At 67.5% G+C, this 13,843-nt stretch carries 15 protein-coding genes; 8 read left to right on the forward strand and 7 right to left on the reverse strand.

Going from position 1 to position 13,843, the window contains the following annotated elements:
* Positions 1 to 129: 129 nt before the first annotated feature.
* Entirely contained in the window at positions 130 to 951 is an 822-nt protein-coding gene (locus B0F77_RS36935) for an SMP-30/gluconolactonase/LRE family protein (RefSeq protein WP_086667689.1), read from the forward strand.
* Here B0F77_RS36935 and B0F77_RS36940 read toward each other — a convergent pair.
* Positions 948 to 3,146 (reverse strand): P-loop NTPase fold protein, encoded by a 2,199-nt coding sequence (locus B0F77_RS36940; RefSeq protein ID WP_086667690.1) that lies wholly within the window; start codon positions 3,144 to 3,146, stop codon positions 948 to 950. The two genes, B0F77_RS36935 and B0F77_RS36940, sit on opposite strands and share 4 nt — an antisense overlap.
* A gap of 91 nt (positions 3,147 to 3,237) precedes the next feature.
* Between B0F77_RS36940 and B0F77_RS36945 the strand changes: the two genes are divergently transcribed.
* From B0F77_RS36945 to B0F77_RS50990, 5 genes are read left to right on the forward strand one after another with little or no spacing between them, the layout of a single operon-like run.
* Positions 3,238 to 4,866, forward strand: a complete 1,629-nt coding sequence (locus tag B0F77_RS36945; protein WP_245849141.1) for a circularly permuted type 2 ATP-grasp protein — start codon at positions 3,238 to 3,240, stop codon at positions 4,864 to 4,866.
* Positions 4,867 to 4,879: 13 nt separating this feature from the next.
* Positions 4,880 to 5,827, forward strand: a complete 948-nt coding sequence (locus B0F77_RS36950; RefSeq protein WP_086667691.1) for an alpha-E domain-containing protein — start codon at positions 4,880 to 4,882, stop codon at positions 5,825 to 5,827.
* Between the two features lie 3 nt (positions 5,828 to 5,830).
* On the forward strand, positions 5,831 to 6,673 hold the full coding sequence (locus B0F77_RS36955) for a transglutaminase family protein (protein WP_086667692.1): 843 nt from the start codon (positions 5,831 to 5,833) through the stop codon (positions 6,671 to 6,673).
* A gap of 59 nt (positions 6,674 to 6,732) precedes the next feature.
* Positions 6,733 to 7,578 carry a helix-turn-helix domain-containing protein gene (locus tag B0F77_RS36960; RefSeq protein WP_086667693.1) on the forward strand — a complete coding sequence of 282 codons (846 nt, stop codon included), beginning with the start codon at positions 6,733 to 6,735 and terminating at the stop codon, positions 7,576 to 7,578.
* A gap of 15 nt (positions 7,579 to 7,593) precedes the next feature.
* A complete protein-coding gene (locus B0F77_RS50990; protein WP_086667694.1) occupies positions 7,594 to 7,683 on the forward strand; it encodes a DUF397 domain-containing protein in 90 nt (29 codons plus the stop codon).
* Here the strand turns inward: B0F77_RS50990 and B0F77_RS36970 are convergent.
* From B0F77_RS36970 to B0F77_RS48220, 4 genes are read right to left on the reverse strand one after another with little or no spacing between them, the layout of a single operon-like run.
* Positions 7,668 to 8,096 carry a type II toxin-antitoxin system PemK/MazF family toxin gene (locus tag B0F77_RS36970; RefSeq protein WP_086667695.1) on the reverse strand — a complete coding sequence of 143 codons (429 nt, stop codon included), beginning with the start codon at positions 8,094 to 8,096 and terminating at the stop codon, positions 7,668 to 7,670. The two genes, B0F77_RS50990 and B0F77_RS36970, sit on opposite strands and share 16 nt — an antisense overlap.
* Positions 8,097 to 8,118: 22 nt before the next feature.
* Positions 8,119 to 8,331, reverse strand: a complete 213-nt coding sequence (locus tag B0F77_RS36975) for a hypothetical protein (protein WP_086667696.1) — start codon at positions 8,329 to 8,331, stop codon at positions 8,119 to 8,121.
* A gap of 19 nt (positions 8,332 to 8,350) precedes the next feature.
* A complete protein-coding gene (locus B0F77_RS36980; protein WP_086667697.1) occupies positions 8,351 to 8,605 on the reverse strand; it encodes a hypothetical protein in 255 nt (84 codons plus the stop codon).
* Positions 8,606 to 8,618: 13 nt separating this feature from the next.
* Positions 8,619 to 9,899, reverse strand: a complete 1,281-nt coding sequence (locus B0F77_RS48220; RefSeq protein WP_158102925.1) for a protein-glutamine glutaminase family protein — start codon at positions 9,897 to 9,899, stop codon at positions 8,619 to 8,621.
* A gap of 286 nt (positions 9,900 to 10,185) precedes the next feature.
* On the opposite strand from B0F77_RS48220, the gene lepA reads away from it, so the two are divergent.
* Positions 10,186 to 12,021 carry a translation elongation factor 4 gene (lepA, locus tag B0F77_RS36990; protein ID WP_086667698.1) on the forward strand — a complete coding sequence of 612 codons (1,836 nt, stop codon included), beginning with the start codon at positions 10,186 to 10,188 and terminating at the stop codon, positions 12,019 to 12,021.
* Positions 12,022 to 12,053: 32 nt separating this feature from the next.
* Entirely contained in the window at positions 12,054 to 12,878 is an 825-nt protein-coding gene (locus B0F77_RS36995) for a DUF72 domain-containing protein (RefSeq protein WP_086667748.1), read from the forward strand.
* A gap of 5 nt (positions 12,879 to 12,883) precedes the next feature.
* Here B0F77_RS36995 and B0F77_RS37000 read toward each other — a convergent pair whose 3' ends face one another.
* On the reverse strand, positions 12,884 to 13,246 hold the full coding sequence (locus B0F77_RS37000) for a PPOX class F420-dependent oxidoreductase (protein ID WP_086667699.1): 363 nt from the start codon (positions 13,244 to 13,246) through the stop codon (positions 12,884 to 12,886).
* Entirely contained in the window at positions 13,243 to 13,830 is a 588-nt protein-coding gene (locus tag B0F77_RS37005) for a dihydrofolate reductase family protein (RefSeq protein ID WP_086667700.1), read from the reverse strand. Before B0F77_RS37005 ends, B0F77_RS37000 begins: the two co-directional genes overlap by 4 nt.
* Between the last annotated feature and the right edge of the window lie 13 nt (positions 13,831 to 13,843).

Genomic DNA, 13,843 nt, shown 5'->3' on the forward strand with positions numbered 1-13,843 from the left:
AGTAGGTCGCCGCCGAACTTAATTTGGCCCTGCGGGTTGAGCGCTTCATGCGCTCCCCGCAGGGCTTTTTCACGTTCTGGGTGGAAAAACCGATGCGCTTCGCCGGCTCCAGCCCCTAGCGTCGAGCGTATGAGGATCCTCATACTGCTGTGTTTCGTGTCGTCCCTGACCGCCGCACCCGCCAACGCCACACCGGTCCGCTGTCCCCAGCCGACCGTCACCACCTTCCACACCGCCGCCACCTGGTACGAGAACCTGGAGTTCGACCGCGGCACCATCTGGCTCTCGAACCTGACCGGCAACGCCGTCGAGCAGTACCGCCTGGACGGCACCTTCCTGCAGTCGATCGATCTCCGGGCGCCCGGCGCCATCCGCAAGGGCCCGGACGGCCACCTCTACGTCAACTTCGGCAACGACAGCCCGGAAACCCGGCCCCAGCCGTCCGGTGTCGTCCGCCTGACCCCGAAGCCCGAGGTGTGGATCGGCGGCGACACCCTGAGCTCCGCCAACGGCGCCGAGTTCGACGCCCGCGGCCACCTCTACGTCTCCGATCCCTTCACCGGCGTCTACGAGTTCGACCGCCGCGGCTCCCTGGTCCGCCACCTCGACATCGCCTACCCCAACGGCATCGTCACCATCGGCAACACCGTCTTCACCAACATCGTCATCGACCCGAGGTCCGCCATTGTCCGCATCACCGGCAACCGCCAGACGCGCATCGAACTCGGCGCCCCCGACAAGGGCCTCGACGACTTGGCCGTAGGCCCCGACGGCAAGCTCTACGTCACGACCTACACCAGCGGCGAGATCATCAAGGTCGACCCCTGGACCGGTGCCCACTGCGTGCTGCTCAACGGCCTGAAGAACCCGACGGCAGCCCGTTTCCTGCCGGGTACGCACACGATGTTCGTCACCCAGGCCTCCGGCACGGTGCTGAAGGTCCGCCTCTAGAACAACCTGTTCGCCAACCCCGCAACCGCTTGCGCATCGCAGTCGCGCAACAGTTCGCGCAGGTTCGCCGCAGCCTTGCGATCGGAGTAGGCGAACCCGAGCCTGGCGATCGTCGCGCCCCACCGGACGTCGTCGCCGACCGCGGCGGCCAGGTCCTGCCACCCACCGCGCAGCCGGTGCATGTAGGCCGGCCACCTCACCGCGGTCTCGGCGACGGCGACCAGGTGACACGCCTGCTCCACGTCGGTCAGACCGAGCACCCGCAGGTAGAACTGCCACACGTTGAGCAGACGCTTCTGCTCGCGGACCGAGTGCTCCGGCTGGGCGCTCAGGCGGCGTCGCAGACGTTCGCGGACCTCGGCATGGCGCTCGATCTCCACAACCTTCTCGTCGGCGAGATCCACGGCGTTGGCCGCCACGGCGTTCACCCACTTGTCGAAGATGTCCTTGGTGCTCTTGAACTGTGGAGGTTCGACCCCCTCTTCCCGGTGGACCTCCCCGAGGTGTGCGGTCAGCACCACGTCGACGGTGTTCTCCGTCGTGCGCGGCAGCCGCACCGGCAACTGCACCAGTTTCCGGAGGAACGTCCACCCTGGACTGGGATCGTCGGGATGTGCCACCACGTTCGCGTCCGCGAGCTCCTTGTAGGCATGGTCGACGTGCGAGGCCACGACCGAACTGTCCAGTCCCAGCACGAAGCGAGCCGCGGGGAAGTCGTCCGACAGGAACACGTTGATCGCCTCGAACACCTGCGCCGTCGTGCGTGGCGTGCAGCGGTCGAGGTCGTCGATCAGCAGCACGACCTGGTAGCTGTGTTCGGCTAGGTCCTCCAGCAGCGCCTTGACGTCGTGTTGCACGAGGTACAGGTAGCCGGACTTCGCCTGGTAGTACGGATCGCGGATCAACGGGTCCGTGATGGGGCCGGACAAGGCGTTGCTGGCGACCGGTCCCGAGAACAGCTCACCCGGCAGGAACGCCGACGCCCTCCCGAAGAAGTACCGCCGCGCTGTGTGCAGCAGACCGAGCCCGGCGACCCCTGCTGTCGCCCACCACGCCCAGCCGATGTTCTGCTTCGTCAGCGCGCCCAGCACCGACAGGGCGAAACCCAGTCCGGCGAACGACAGCAGCGGTGAGTAGATCCGTTTCCACAACTGACGTTGCAGGTGCCGGCGGTCGATGCGGCGGGCGTTGTTGGCGAACCAGTACCGTTCCCTGGTGTTCTGGTCCGGCATGATCGCGTCCTGCGCGGCATCGGCCACGGAACGCGCGAGACCCGCCCACACCTGTTCGCTCGACTGGTGCCGCCACGGGTTGAACTCTGCGACCAGCGTGGTCGTTGGTCGCGGGTGGGAGAACCTGCGCGCGGGCGGTCGGTACAGAATCCGGTCTGCGCCGAACACGGTCAGACGCCGCTTCCGCGCCACTTCGGCGACCTGCACCGGAAAGCTGGCTCGCACGAACTCCAGCACCGTGCTCTTGCCGGAGCCCCACGCGCCTTCAATCGTGATCACGGTCGGGCCGCCCGCGTCCGGTGTGAGCACCTCGGCGAGGGCGGAGACGAGCGAGGCGCGGTCGAGCAGGTCCTGTGCGGCCACACGGTCGCTGAAACCGCGGGTGGCGACCGGCCCGGTGAGCGGGACCTCGGGCAGTTGCGGATCCCAGATGTACAGCGTGCCGTCCGGGCCGCCGGATGCGATCCGCGGTCGCTTGTCCTGTCCCAGGTAACTCAGCAACGCTCTGGTGGGACTCTGCTGCACGCCCACGCGCCGCTGCCGGTGGGAGTACGGGTTCCACAACCGCAGGTTGCCGCCCTCGCTTGCCGTGATGACCAGCGGTTCACCTGGTGAGAGACAAAGACCGAGCGCCGTGATCGGGGTCTTGTGGGCTTCGATCACCTCCATCTCGCTTTGGATCTTGACGTCCTGGACGACGAGGTGGCCGCCGAGCGCCTGGACGTTCACGACACCCAAGCCCAGCGGTTCGGTGCCGGTGAACCCGGCCTTGAAGAGGATGTGATCGGTGCCTTCGTAGGGCTCTCCGGTCTCCGCGTGCACCGTCACAGGCACGTGGTCCAGGAGGGTGATCCTGATCAACTGATTCGTGCTAGCGGCGAGAGCGATGATCGGATTGCCGAGCTCGATGACCCGTTCCAGCGTCATCCGGGGCGTGCGGTCCAACGGTTCGGCTGAGCTCACGCCTGGAAAAGTACCGAGTTTCGTTTCCGACAGGTTTCTTGTTCGGTCGGACTAGTGCGAAATCGCCCTGAACAGGGTGAAGATGTGGACCATGGAACGCCGAGCCCGCACCTCAGGACTGCGCCGCAGCCGCACGGTCACCACGCCGAGGCTCGGTGAGCTGTTCAACGGCTATCTCAATCCCCAACGCCCGCACGCCGGCGCCTACGACGAGATGTTCTCCACCGACAACGGTGTGCGATCGGCCTATCGCGCGCTGTACGAGTCGGTGGCTCCGTCGCAGGTCAACGAGCTGAATGCGCGGAGTGAAGCGCTCGGCAGGGCGTTCGTCGACCAAGGCATCACGTTCAGTCTCAGCGGCCAGGAGCGGCCGTTCCCGCTCGACCTCATCCCGCGCATCATCACGGCGAGTGAGTGGTCGAAGCTGGAGCGGGGCATCGTGCAGCGGGTCAGGGCGATGGAGATGTTCCTCGCGGACATCTACGGCGACGCGCAGATCGTCCGGGATGGAGTGTTGCCCCGGCGTCTCATTACGTCATGCGAGCACTTCCACCGGGAGGCGGCCGGCATCAACCCGCCCAACGGGGTGCGCATCCACGTCGCGGGCGTCGACCTCGTGCGGGACGAGCAGGGCACGTTCCGGGTGCTCGAGGACAATCTGCGGTGCCCGAGTGGTGTCTCCTACGTCATGGAGAACCGCCGGACGATGGCGCGGGTGTTCCCGGACCTGTTCGCGCGGCATCGCGTGCGCGCGGTGGGCGACTACGCGGTGCACCTGCTCAGATCACTCCGCAACGCCGCCGCGCCCAACGCAGCGGACCCGAACGTTGTGGTGCTGACGCCTGGCTTGGCGAACTCCGCCTACTTCGAGCACTCGTTGCTGGCGAGGCAGATGGGGGTGGAGTTGGTCGAGGGGCGGGACCTGTTCTGTCGCGACAACTTCGTGTACCTCAGGACCACCGAGGGAGAGCGGCAGGTCGACGTCATCTATCGGCGCATCGACGACGACTTCCTGGATCCGGTGCATTTCCGGCCGGACTCGGTGCTGGGCATCGCGGGGCTGCTGAACGCGGCGCGGGCGGGCAACGTGGTTGTGGCCAACGCGGTGGGCAACGGGGTGGCGGACGACAAGCTCGTCTACACGTACATGCCCGAGATCGTGCAGTACTACCTCGGCGAGAAGCCGTTGTTGCCCAACGTCGACACGTTCCGCTGCTGGTTGCAGGACGAGCGGGAGCACGTGCTCGACACCCTCGACGAGCTCGTGGTGAAACCCGTCGAGGGGTCTGGTGGGTACGGGATCGTGTTCGGGCCGTACGCGTCGCCGAAGGAGCTGAACTCGCTGCGGAAGCAGATCAAGAACAACCCGCGCGGGTGGATCGCGCAGCCGGTGGTGCAGCTGTCGACCGTGCCCACGAAGGTCGGGGACAAGCTGGCTCCGCGGCACGTCGACCTGCGGCCGTTCGCGGTGAACGACGGGAACTTCATCTTCGTGCTGCCGGGTGGGCTGACGCGGGTTGCGTTGCCGGAGGGCAGTTTGATCGTCAACTCGTCGCAGGGCGGCGGGTCGAAGGACACGTGGGTGCTGGCGGCCAAGTCGTCCACTGTGGAGCGGGAGCTGGCGGAGCCCGGGCTGGCCGGAACGTCCGAAATGGAGTCGACGGCGGCCGAGCAGGGGCCGGAACTGACGACGGCCCAGCAACAGCAACAGCAGCAGTAAGGAGGCGCGCGAAATGCTGGCACGCAACGCGGAGTCGCTGTACTGGATCGGCCGTTACGTCGAACGGGCGGACGACACGGCGCGCATCCTGGACGTTTCGGTCCATCAACTGTTGGAGGACGCCACGGTTGATCCGGACGCCACGTCACGGCAACTGCTGACGGTTCTGGGGATCAAGCCGCCGGTCGGAGCTGAGCAGTTCGACGTGTGGGCGTTGACGGAACTGGTGGCGTACAACAAGGAAAACCCCAGTTCGATCGTCAGCTCGGTCAACAGCGCGCGCGAGAACACGCGGGGTGCGCGCGAGGTCGTGTCGACCGAAATGTGGGAGTGCCTCAACGCGATGTGGAACGCCGTCGCCGAACGGCAGACCTACGCGCGCACGATGGGGCCTCACGCGTTCTTCAGCTTCGTCGAGGAGCGGGCGGCGATGTTCGCAGGGCTGGCGGACTCCACGATGTCGCGGGACGACGGGTGGCGGTTCCTGGTGCTGGGGCGGTCGGTTGAGCGCGTCGACATGATCGTGCGGTTGCTGTTGGCGCGTGTTGGCGACCGGGCTTCGTCTCCTGGGTGGGTGACGGTGTTGCGGTCGGCCGGCGCGCACGACACCTACCTGCGGACCTACCGAGGTGCGTTGGACGCGTCGCGGGTGGTGCAGTTCTTGTTGCTGGACAGGCTGTTCCCGCGTTCGGTGTTCCACGCGCTGAGGCAGGCCGAGTCGTGTTTGGAACAGCTGGAGAACCAGCCGTCGGTGCGGGTCGGGGCGCGGGCGGAGGCGCTGCGATTGCTGGGCAAGGCGCGTAGTGAGTTGGAGTTTCTCCGGCCGCACGACTTGCTCGACGACTTGCCCAAACGTCTTGCGGCACTGCAGAAAACGGTCCGTGACGTCGGTGAGGCCGTGTCACAGCAGTACTTCCACGTGGCGCCGTGGGTCGCCTGGACGAACACCGAGGTGGGCTGACCTATGAGCTGGCGTGTACGTGTGGTGCACACGACGGGTTATGTGTATGAGGCGCCGGTTGTGCAGTCGTACAACGAGGCGCGACTGACTCCGCGTGGTGACCGACGGCAGAACGTGGTCGTCTCGCGCGTTGAGACCAGTCCGGCTACGCGTGCTTATCGGTACACGGATTACTGGGGCACGGAGGTCACGTCGTTCGACCTGCATGCACCGCACACGGAACTGAAGGTGGTCGCGTCGTCGGTCGTCGAGACGAGCTCGGAGATCGAACCCGTCACCACGGGCACGTGGGCGGACATGCGCGAGGAGAACCTCGTGGACCGCTACACGGAGTTCTTGGAGCCCACGCGTTATACGCCGCGCAACCGTGAGTTGCTGGCCAAGGCGCGTGAGCTGAAGAAGGGCAACTCGCCCTCGGACGCGGTGTTGGCCGCCTCGCAGTGGGTGTGGGAGCAGCTCAAGTACCAGCCGGGATCGACGGGCGTGCACAGCTCGGCTGTGGACGCATGGCAGGAACGCAAGGGCGTCTGCCAGGACTTCGCGCATCTGTCGTTGGTGTTGTTGCGGGGTATGGGGATTCCGGCGCGCTATGTGTCCGGATACCTGCACACGAAGAAGGACGGTGCGCCGCGAGAGACGGTGCGCGGCGAGTCGCACGCGTGGATCGAGGCATGGACCGGCGGGTGGTGGGGGTACGACCCCACGAACGCGATGCCTGTCGGGCCACGGCACGTGTGGGTCGCGTTGGGCCGTGACTACGCGGATGTGGCGCCGTTGAAGGGGATCTACTCGGGTGGAGCGGCGACCGCGCTGGAGGTGACGGTCGACATCACCCGCCTCGCGTAGGCCGTTTTCACCCGAATGAGCAGCTGGCTTGGCCCAGGGGCAACACCTAGCGTCGAGGTATGACCGTGATCACATCGACGGCATGCAGCAGGTCTTTGGGAGACGAGCTGCGTCGAATTCGGGAGACCTGCACCGACCTGGGCGGCGCCAAGATGGCTGTGCGGCTGGGTTGGCATCCGAGCAAGGTGACCAACATCGAGAAGGGCAAGGCCCGCGCCAGCGAGATCGACCTGGTGCAGTTCTTGACCGCGTGCGACAAGGACATCGACTTCTTCGAGGACTTCAAACGCCGCTACAAGAACGCCTTCGAGGAGTACATCCTGCAGGTGTCGGGCGACCTGCGGACGCTGGCGTTCGCCGAGTCCACGGCCAAGACGCTCACCAGTTGCGCACCGAGCTCGGTGCCGGGTTTGATGCAGACGGAAGAGTACGCCGATGCGTTCTACCGGCTGGGCGGGTTCGTTGCGGAGGAACGGATTCCGCGAGCTGTCGAGGCTCGCATGCAACGCCAGTCGATCCTCCGGCGACCCAAACGGCCAACATGCTTGTTCTACATCCATGAACTGGCGCTGCAGCAAAAAGCCGGGGACGACGCGATCATGGAGGATCAGTACGCCCGGCTTCTGTTCGAGGCGGACAACATCAGGATCGTGCCCGCCGGCGTCATCGCGCCTTCGCCGGCCTGTGTGTTGTGGGAGTACGAGAAGTCGCTGCCCGTTGCCTTCGGCGAGACCGACCTTGTGAAGCTGTACGTGCAGGGTCCGGGAGCGATCGCGCGGATCCGGCTGCTCTTCAAGCGCCTCGCTCAGGTCGCATTGGATGCGGGACAATCGCGGAGCAAGCTGGCGGAGTACGTCGGCCGACCGCGAGAGGACAATCGGCGTCCGGGACCGCACGTAGCGTAAGAACAGCTACAGCGTGTGCTGGTTCGTGACTCCCAGAACGCCGACGCGGGCACGCTGATGTTCAGCGCACCCGCGTGGCGTGCGTTCGGTCAGCGCCAGCCGTGACGGTCGCGCAGAGCGTCCACGACCTGGCCGAACGCGGCCGGAGCCAGCACGGCGCCCTCGCGCCGGATGTCGTCGTCCGAGTCCAGCACGAACACGCGGTCGAGCCGCAGGTAGGACGGCCGGCCCTCGCGGTCCCAGGCGCCGGCGCCCAGTTCCAGGTAGTCGTCGCGCGGCTCCTTCGAGGAGAGCATCAGCGCCACGAGGTCGCCGTTCGCGTGTCCCACGACGAGCAGCGGGCGGTCCTTGCCGCGGGAGGCGTCCTCCTCGAACGGCACCCAGGCCCAGACGACCTCACCGGGGTCGGCGTCGCCGTCCAGGGTGGGGGAGTAGTCGAGCTTGGCGGCCTGCGCCGCGTCGAAAACCTCGCGGACCGCGCCCTTCGCCGGGCGGGGGTCCTCACCGTTCGTCAGCACGAACGCACCTTAGACGAGCAGGTCATCCGTCGTTGTGTTCCGGGGCGTTCAGTTCTGGGGCGGGGCCGGCGTCGGTCGTGCCGCCGTCCTCGGCCAGTGCGGCAGGTGCGGCGGCGGCCGGGCCCGCGGCGATCGCGGCGGGTTCGGCCGTCCGCGTCACGGCCACCTCGCCCTCCCGGCTGACCCTGATCACGACGTCCCGCTCGGTGTCGTCGAGCTCGATCACGATGCGCACGTTGGTTCCCCTTGCGTAGTCAGGAAAGGACCGCGAACCGGCTGTCGAAGGTGACCGTGGCGCCGGTCAGGTTCTTGACCGTGATCCAGTACGTGCACTGGGTCGAGCTCGCCCGCTCGACGGCGACGTCCCAGTCCAGTTGCGGTGCCCCGGACACCGCGGACGTGGGCATGACGTACCAGACGACGTGCCACGCCACTGGCCATCCCCAGGTGAACCACCGGTGCGAGGTGTTGGGTGCGAGGCTTGCGCTGAACTGCGTTCCGGTCCACATGGCGGCCCCCTGATCAGGTGCTGAGAACGTCGTAGCGGCCCTCGAAGCGGACCGTGTGCGGGCTGGAGTTGGTCACGGTGATCCAGTAGGTGGCCTGGGTGGAGTTGGCCCGTTCGGCCGCGACCGACCACGAGAGCGTCGGCGTGCCCGGACAGATCAGCGTCGGCATGATCGTCCACACCATGTGCCAGCCGGCCGGCCAGCCGAAGGTGAACCACCGCTGGCTCGAGTTGCCCGCGATGGTGCCGAACCACTGCGTGCCCGCAGGCCGGGTCAGGCACTCGGAGTACGGCGGCGGCCCGCTCGGACCGGCCGCCCTGAGCTGCAGCTGGGTGCGGTAGGTCGCGAGCACCGAGTTCGTCTGGCTGTACGTCGGGTCGAACGTCAGCCCGCCGCCGGACGACCGGTGGAACACGTCCGCGCCGGTCGGCACCAGGCTGGCCGAGGGGTCGCCCTGCACCGAGGCCCACGTCGCCCGCGGCACCGGGTTCGGGAAGAGCGCCGGGTCGACCACGTACGTCTCGCCGGTCGTGAGCGTGAGCGTCGGTGCCACGTGCCAGCCCCAGTACACGTTGCAGCCGGGCTTGTTGAAGCTGACGACGTGCAGGCTGCCGTAGATCCACACCTTGTCCGGCTGCACCCCGGCGCCGATCATCAACCGGCACATCTCGTGCGCCCGCCCCCAACACCCGTCGTCGGGATAGGTGAAGGGAATTCCCGGCGCGACCGGGTTCGCGGAACACGCCGTGCGATTGTTGACGAGGGTGAACATCTCGTTCGCCTTGGCCAGCGTCACCGGTGTGCCGAGAACTTCGCTTTCACCGGTTGTCACGCTTTCCGTGCGCACTTTTGGGTCGGACCGGACGTCGATGATCTCGTGCGCGTCGAGGGTTTCCGTGACGAGCACCGGTTCCTGGCTCTCGCGTGCCCGGCGCAGCGCCGCCAGCAACTCGTCGAACTCCGGGTTGCCGCGCGACAGCCGGTGCCGAGCCTGCGAGACGACCAGCTCGACGTCGACCCCGTCGTCGCTTTCCCGCAGCTCACCGACCACGACCGGGAGCGGGCACAACAGCTCGACGATCACTCCGGTGCCGGGATCCACCTCCACGTAGGCGCTCAGCCCGGCCGCGCGCATCTCCTCCAGGGCGGCCAGCCAGCCGGTCGCCCGGGAATCCTCGAGATCCAGCCGGGCACTGCTGCCGCCGGCGAACACCACGGCGTGATATCGCGTTTCCGCGGCTGCCGCGATCGCCAACTCGCTGACTTGGTCGACCAGAACGTTTTCGCGCGGCATCACACGACCTCCCCTGCCCGCGATTGTTCCCCTGGTGCGGGCCGGTGAACTTTATTGCGGGAGGGCATTACGCGCACAGAGTCGAAAGCCCCGGCAGATCGATATGATTTCTCAATTCATTCAGCCATCGGAGTGATTTCCGGGCGGCCGGGCCGGCGCAACGGGGAGCCCGGGCGACGGTCCGGCTCCTGGCTCTGGCGGGTCGCTACCAGCCAGTGGTGCAGGGCACGCCGGCCGCTATGGGACCATAAGGGGACACCCGTCCGATTTCCTGCTGAGGACCACCTTGACCACGTTCGCCGACACGACCTTCACGCCGCCGGAGCTCATCCGGAACTTCTGCATCATCGCGCACATCGACCACGGAAAGTCCACGCTGGCCGACCGGATGCTGCAGATCACCGGCGTGGTCGAGGCGCGGGCGATGCGCGCTCAGTACCTCGATCGCATGGATATCGAGCGTGAGCGCGGTATCACCATCAAGGCGCAGAACGTGCGTCTGCCGTGGCAGGTCGACGGGCAGGACCACGTCCTGCACATGATCGACACGCCTGGTCACGTCGACTTCACCTACGAGGTGTCCCGCGCGCTGGAGGCCTGTGAGGGCGCCGTGCTGCTGGTGGACGCCGCGCAGGGCATCGAGGCGCAGACGCTCGCGAACCTGTACCTGGCGATGGAGAACGACCTCACCATCATCCCGGTGCTGAACAAGATCGACCTGCCCGCGGCGGATCCGGACAAGTACGCCAAGGAGATCGCGCACATCACCGGTTGTGAGCCGGAGGAGGTGCTGCGCGTCTCGGCGAAGACCGGTCTCGGCGTCGGTGAGCTGCTGAACGAGGTCGTGAAGAAGGTCCCGGCCCCGGTCGGCGAGGCGGACGCCCCGGCGCGCGCCATGATCTTCGACTCGGTCTACGACACCTACCGCGGCGTCGTGACGTACATCAGGGTCGTCGACGGCAAGATCACGCCGCGCGAGCGCATCAAGATGATGTCGACGGGCGCCACCCACGAGATCCTCGAGGTCGGCATCGTCTCGCCAGAGCCGAAGCCGTCCCGCGGCCTCGGTGTCGGCGAGGTGGGCTACCTGATCACCGGCGTGAAGGACGTCCGCCAGTCCAAGGTCGGCGACACGGTGACGTCCGAGAAGAAGGGCGCCTCCGAACCGCTCGCCGGCTACCGCGAGCCGCGTCCGATGGTCTACTCGGGCCTGTACCCGGTCGACGGCTCCGACTACCCGGAGCTCCGCGAGGCGTTGGACAAGCTCCAGCTCAACGACGCCGCGCTGACGTTCGAACCGGAGACCTCCGCCGCACTCGGCTTCGGTTTCCGCTGCGGCTTCCTCGGCCTGCTGCACCTGGAGATCACGCGTGACCGCCTGGAGCGCGAGTACGGTCTCGACCTCATCTCCACGGCCCCGAACGTCGTCTACCGCGTGGTCATGGAGGACGGCTCCGAGATCGTCGTGACGAACCCGTCCGACTGGCCGGAGGGCAAGCGCGCCGAGGTGTACGAGCCGGTCACCAAGTGCACCATCATCGCCCCGTCCGACTACATCGGCGCGATCATGGAGCTCTGCCAGACCAAGCGCGGGCAGCTCGGCGGCATGGACTACCTGTCCGAGGACCGCGTCGAGCTGCGCTACACGATGCCTCTCGGTGAGATCATCTTCGACTTCTTCGACTCGCTGAAGTCCCGCACGCGTGGCTACGCCTCCCTCGACTACGAGGAGTCGGGCGAGATGATGGCGGACCTGGTCAAGGTCGACATCCTGCTGCAGGGCGAGGCCGTCGACGCGTTCAGCGCGATCGTGCACAAGGACTACGCGTACGCCTACGGCACGCGGATGGCCACCAAGCTGCGCGAGCTGATCCCGCGGCAGCAGTTCGAGGTGCCGATCCAGGCCGCGATCGGCGCTCGGGTGATCGCCCGCGAGACGATCCGCGCGATCCGCAAGGACGTGCTCGCCAAGTGCTACGGCGGTGACATCACCCGTAAGCGCAAGCTGCTGGAGAAGCAGAAGGAAGGCAAGAAGCGCATGAAGATGGTCGGCCGGGTCGAGGTGCCGCAGGAGGCCTTCGTCGCCGCGCTGTCCACCGAGGAGCCGAAGGGCAAGAAGTAGGCGCGGTGGCACGTCTTCAGGTCGGCTGCGCGATGTGGAACCACAAGGCGTGGCTCGGGCGGTACCTGCCGCAGTCGCTTCCCACCGGAGAGCGACTGCGGGCATACGCGGGCTGGTGCAACGCCGTCGAGGGCAACACCACGTTCTACGCGACGCCCGCCCGCAAGACCGTCGAGACCTGGGCGCGGCAGACCGACCCCGGCTTCCGGTTCGTGGTGAAGCTGCCCAAGGTCGTCACGCACGAGCGCCGGCTGGCCGGCGTCGAGGTGCCGATGCGCGCGTTCCTGGACGCGATCGAACCTCTCGGCGACCGCGCGGTCCTGTGGACCCAGTTGCCCGGCTCGTTCGGCCCGACGGAGGTCGACGCCCTGAGCCGCTTCCTGCGCAGGCTGCCCGCCGGCCTCCCGCGTGCCGTGGAGGTGCGTCACCCCGGGTTCTTCACCGACGTCGGCGCGACGTCGCTGCTGGAGGGGGCGCTCGCCGGTGCGGACACCGAGTGGGTGCCGTTCGACACCACGGTCTTCTTCCAGAGCCCGCCGACCAGTGAGGCCGAGCAGGAGGCCTGGGACAGGAAACCGCGGTTGCCGCGGCGGACGCGGGCGCTGACCGGCCAGCCGATCGTCCGCTACCTGGGCCGGGACTCGGTCGATGCCACGGTCGAGGGGTGGCGGCCGTGGACCGAGGTGGTCGCCGGCTGGCTGCGGGAGGGCCGGTCGCCGACGGTGTTCGTGCACACCCCCGACAACCACGACGCGCCCGCGCTCGCCCGCCGGTTCCACGACGACGTGCGCACGCTCGTGCCCAGCCTTGACGCACTGCCCGAGCCCGAGCCGGTCGAGCCCGCGACCCTGTTCTGAGTCCGCTACGCCCTCAGTTCGATCAGCGCCACGACCCGTTCCTCGTCGCGTGAATACGGCCGGCCGATGTACTTCATCGCGATCCGGTCCACGATCTCCCAGGCCGGCTCGCCCTCGACCCACTCGACGACCCGGCCGCGCAGGATGATCGGCTGGAACGGGTTGTCCGGCGGCGTCAGCGAGATCGCCACCCGCGGGTCGCGGCGCAGGTTGCGCGCTTTCCGCGAACCCGGTCCGGTGAGGATCGCGATGTGGTCGCCGTGCGTGGCGATCCAGAGCGGAACGGAGTGCGGTGCGCCGTCGGGCAACAGGGTGGCCAGGTGGGCGATCGGGGTGCCGTCGAGCACCTCGCGGACGTCCGGGTTCATCGCTGCACCTCGTAACGCAGGTGCGTGACGCCCGGCGCGGGGACGACGTCGACGAGGTTCAGCTGGACGTGCTCCGGCAGTTCCTGGAAGAACGGGCGGCCGCCGCCCAGCAGGATCGGCACCTGGTGCAGCACGATCTCGTCGACCAACCCTGCCTTGAGCGCCGCCGTCACCGCGCCACCGCCCATCACGCCGACGTCCTTGCCGGCCGCGAGCTCGCGTGCCTGGGCGATCGCGTCCTCGATGGTCGTCGCGAGCGTCTGGCGTTCGCTGACCTCCACCGGTTCGTGGCTGAGCAGGACCAGGCGAGCGGCCGGGTGCGGGCTGCCGCCGCCGAACCGGTCGGAGTCCTCGTAGGTGTTGTGGCCGGCGACGATCGCGCCCACCCGGCCGGCGTGGAAGTCGAACACCGGCGCGCTGGCCTCGCTCAGCTTGAAGCCGTCGAACACCCGGCTCGGGGTGTCGCCGTCGAAGTACCAGTCGAAGAGCATGCCGCCGTCGCCGAGACCGTGGCCGGCGCGCGGGTTGCGGCCGGTGATGAAGCCGTCGACCGAGACCGAGTGGGCGCTCAGGACCTTGCTCATCGCGGTGACTCCT

Origin of the sequence: Lentzea kentuckyensis, assembly GCF_002150765.1 — a bacterium.
Taxonomy (GTDB): Bacteria; Actinomycetota; Actinomycetes; order Mycobacteriales; family Pseudonocardiaceae; genus Lentzea; species Lentzea kentuckyensis.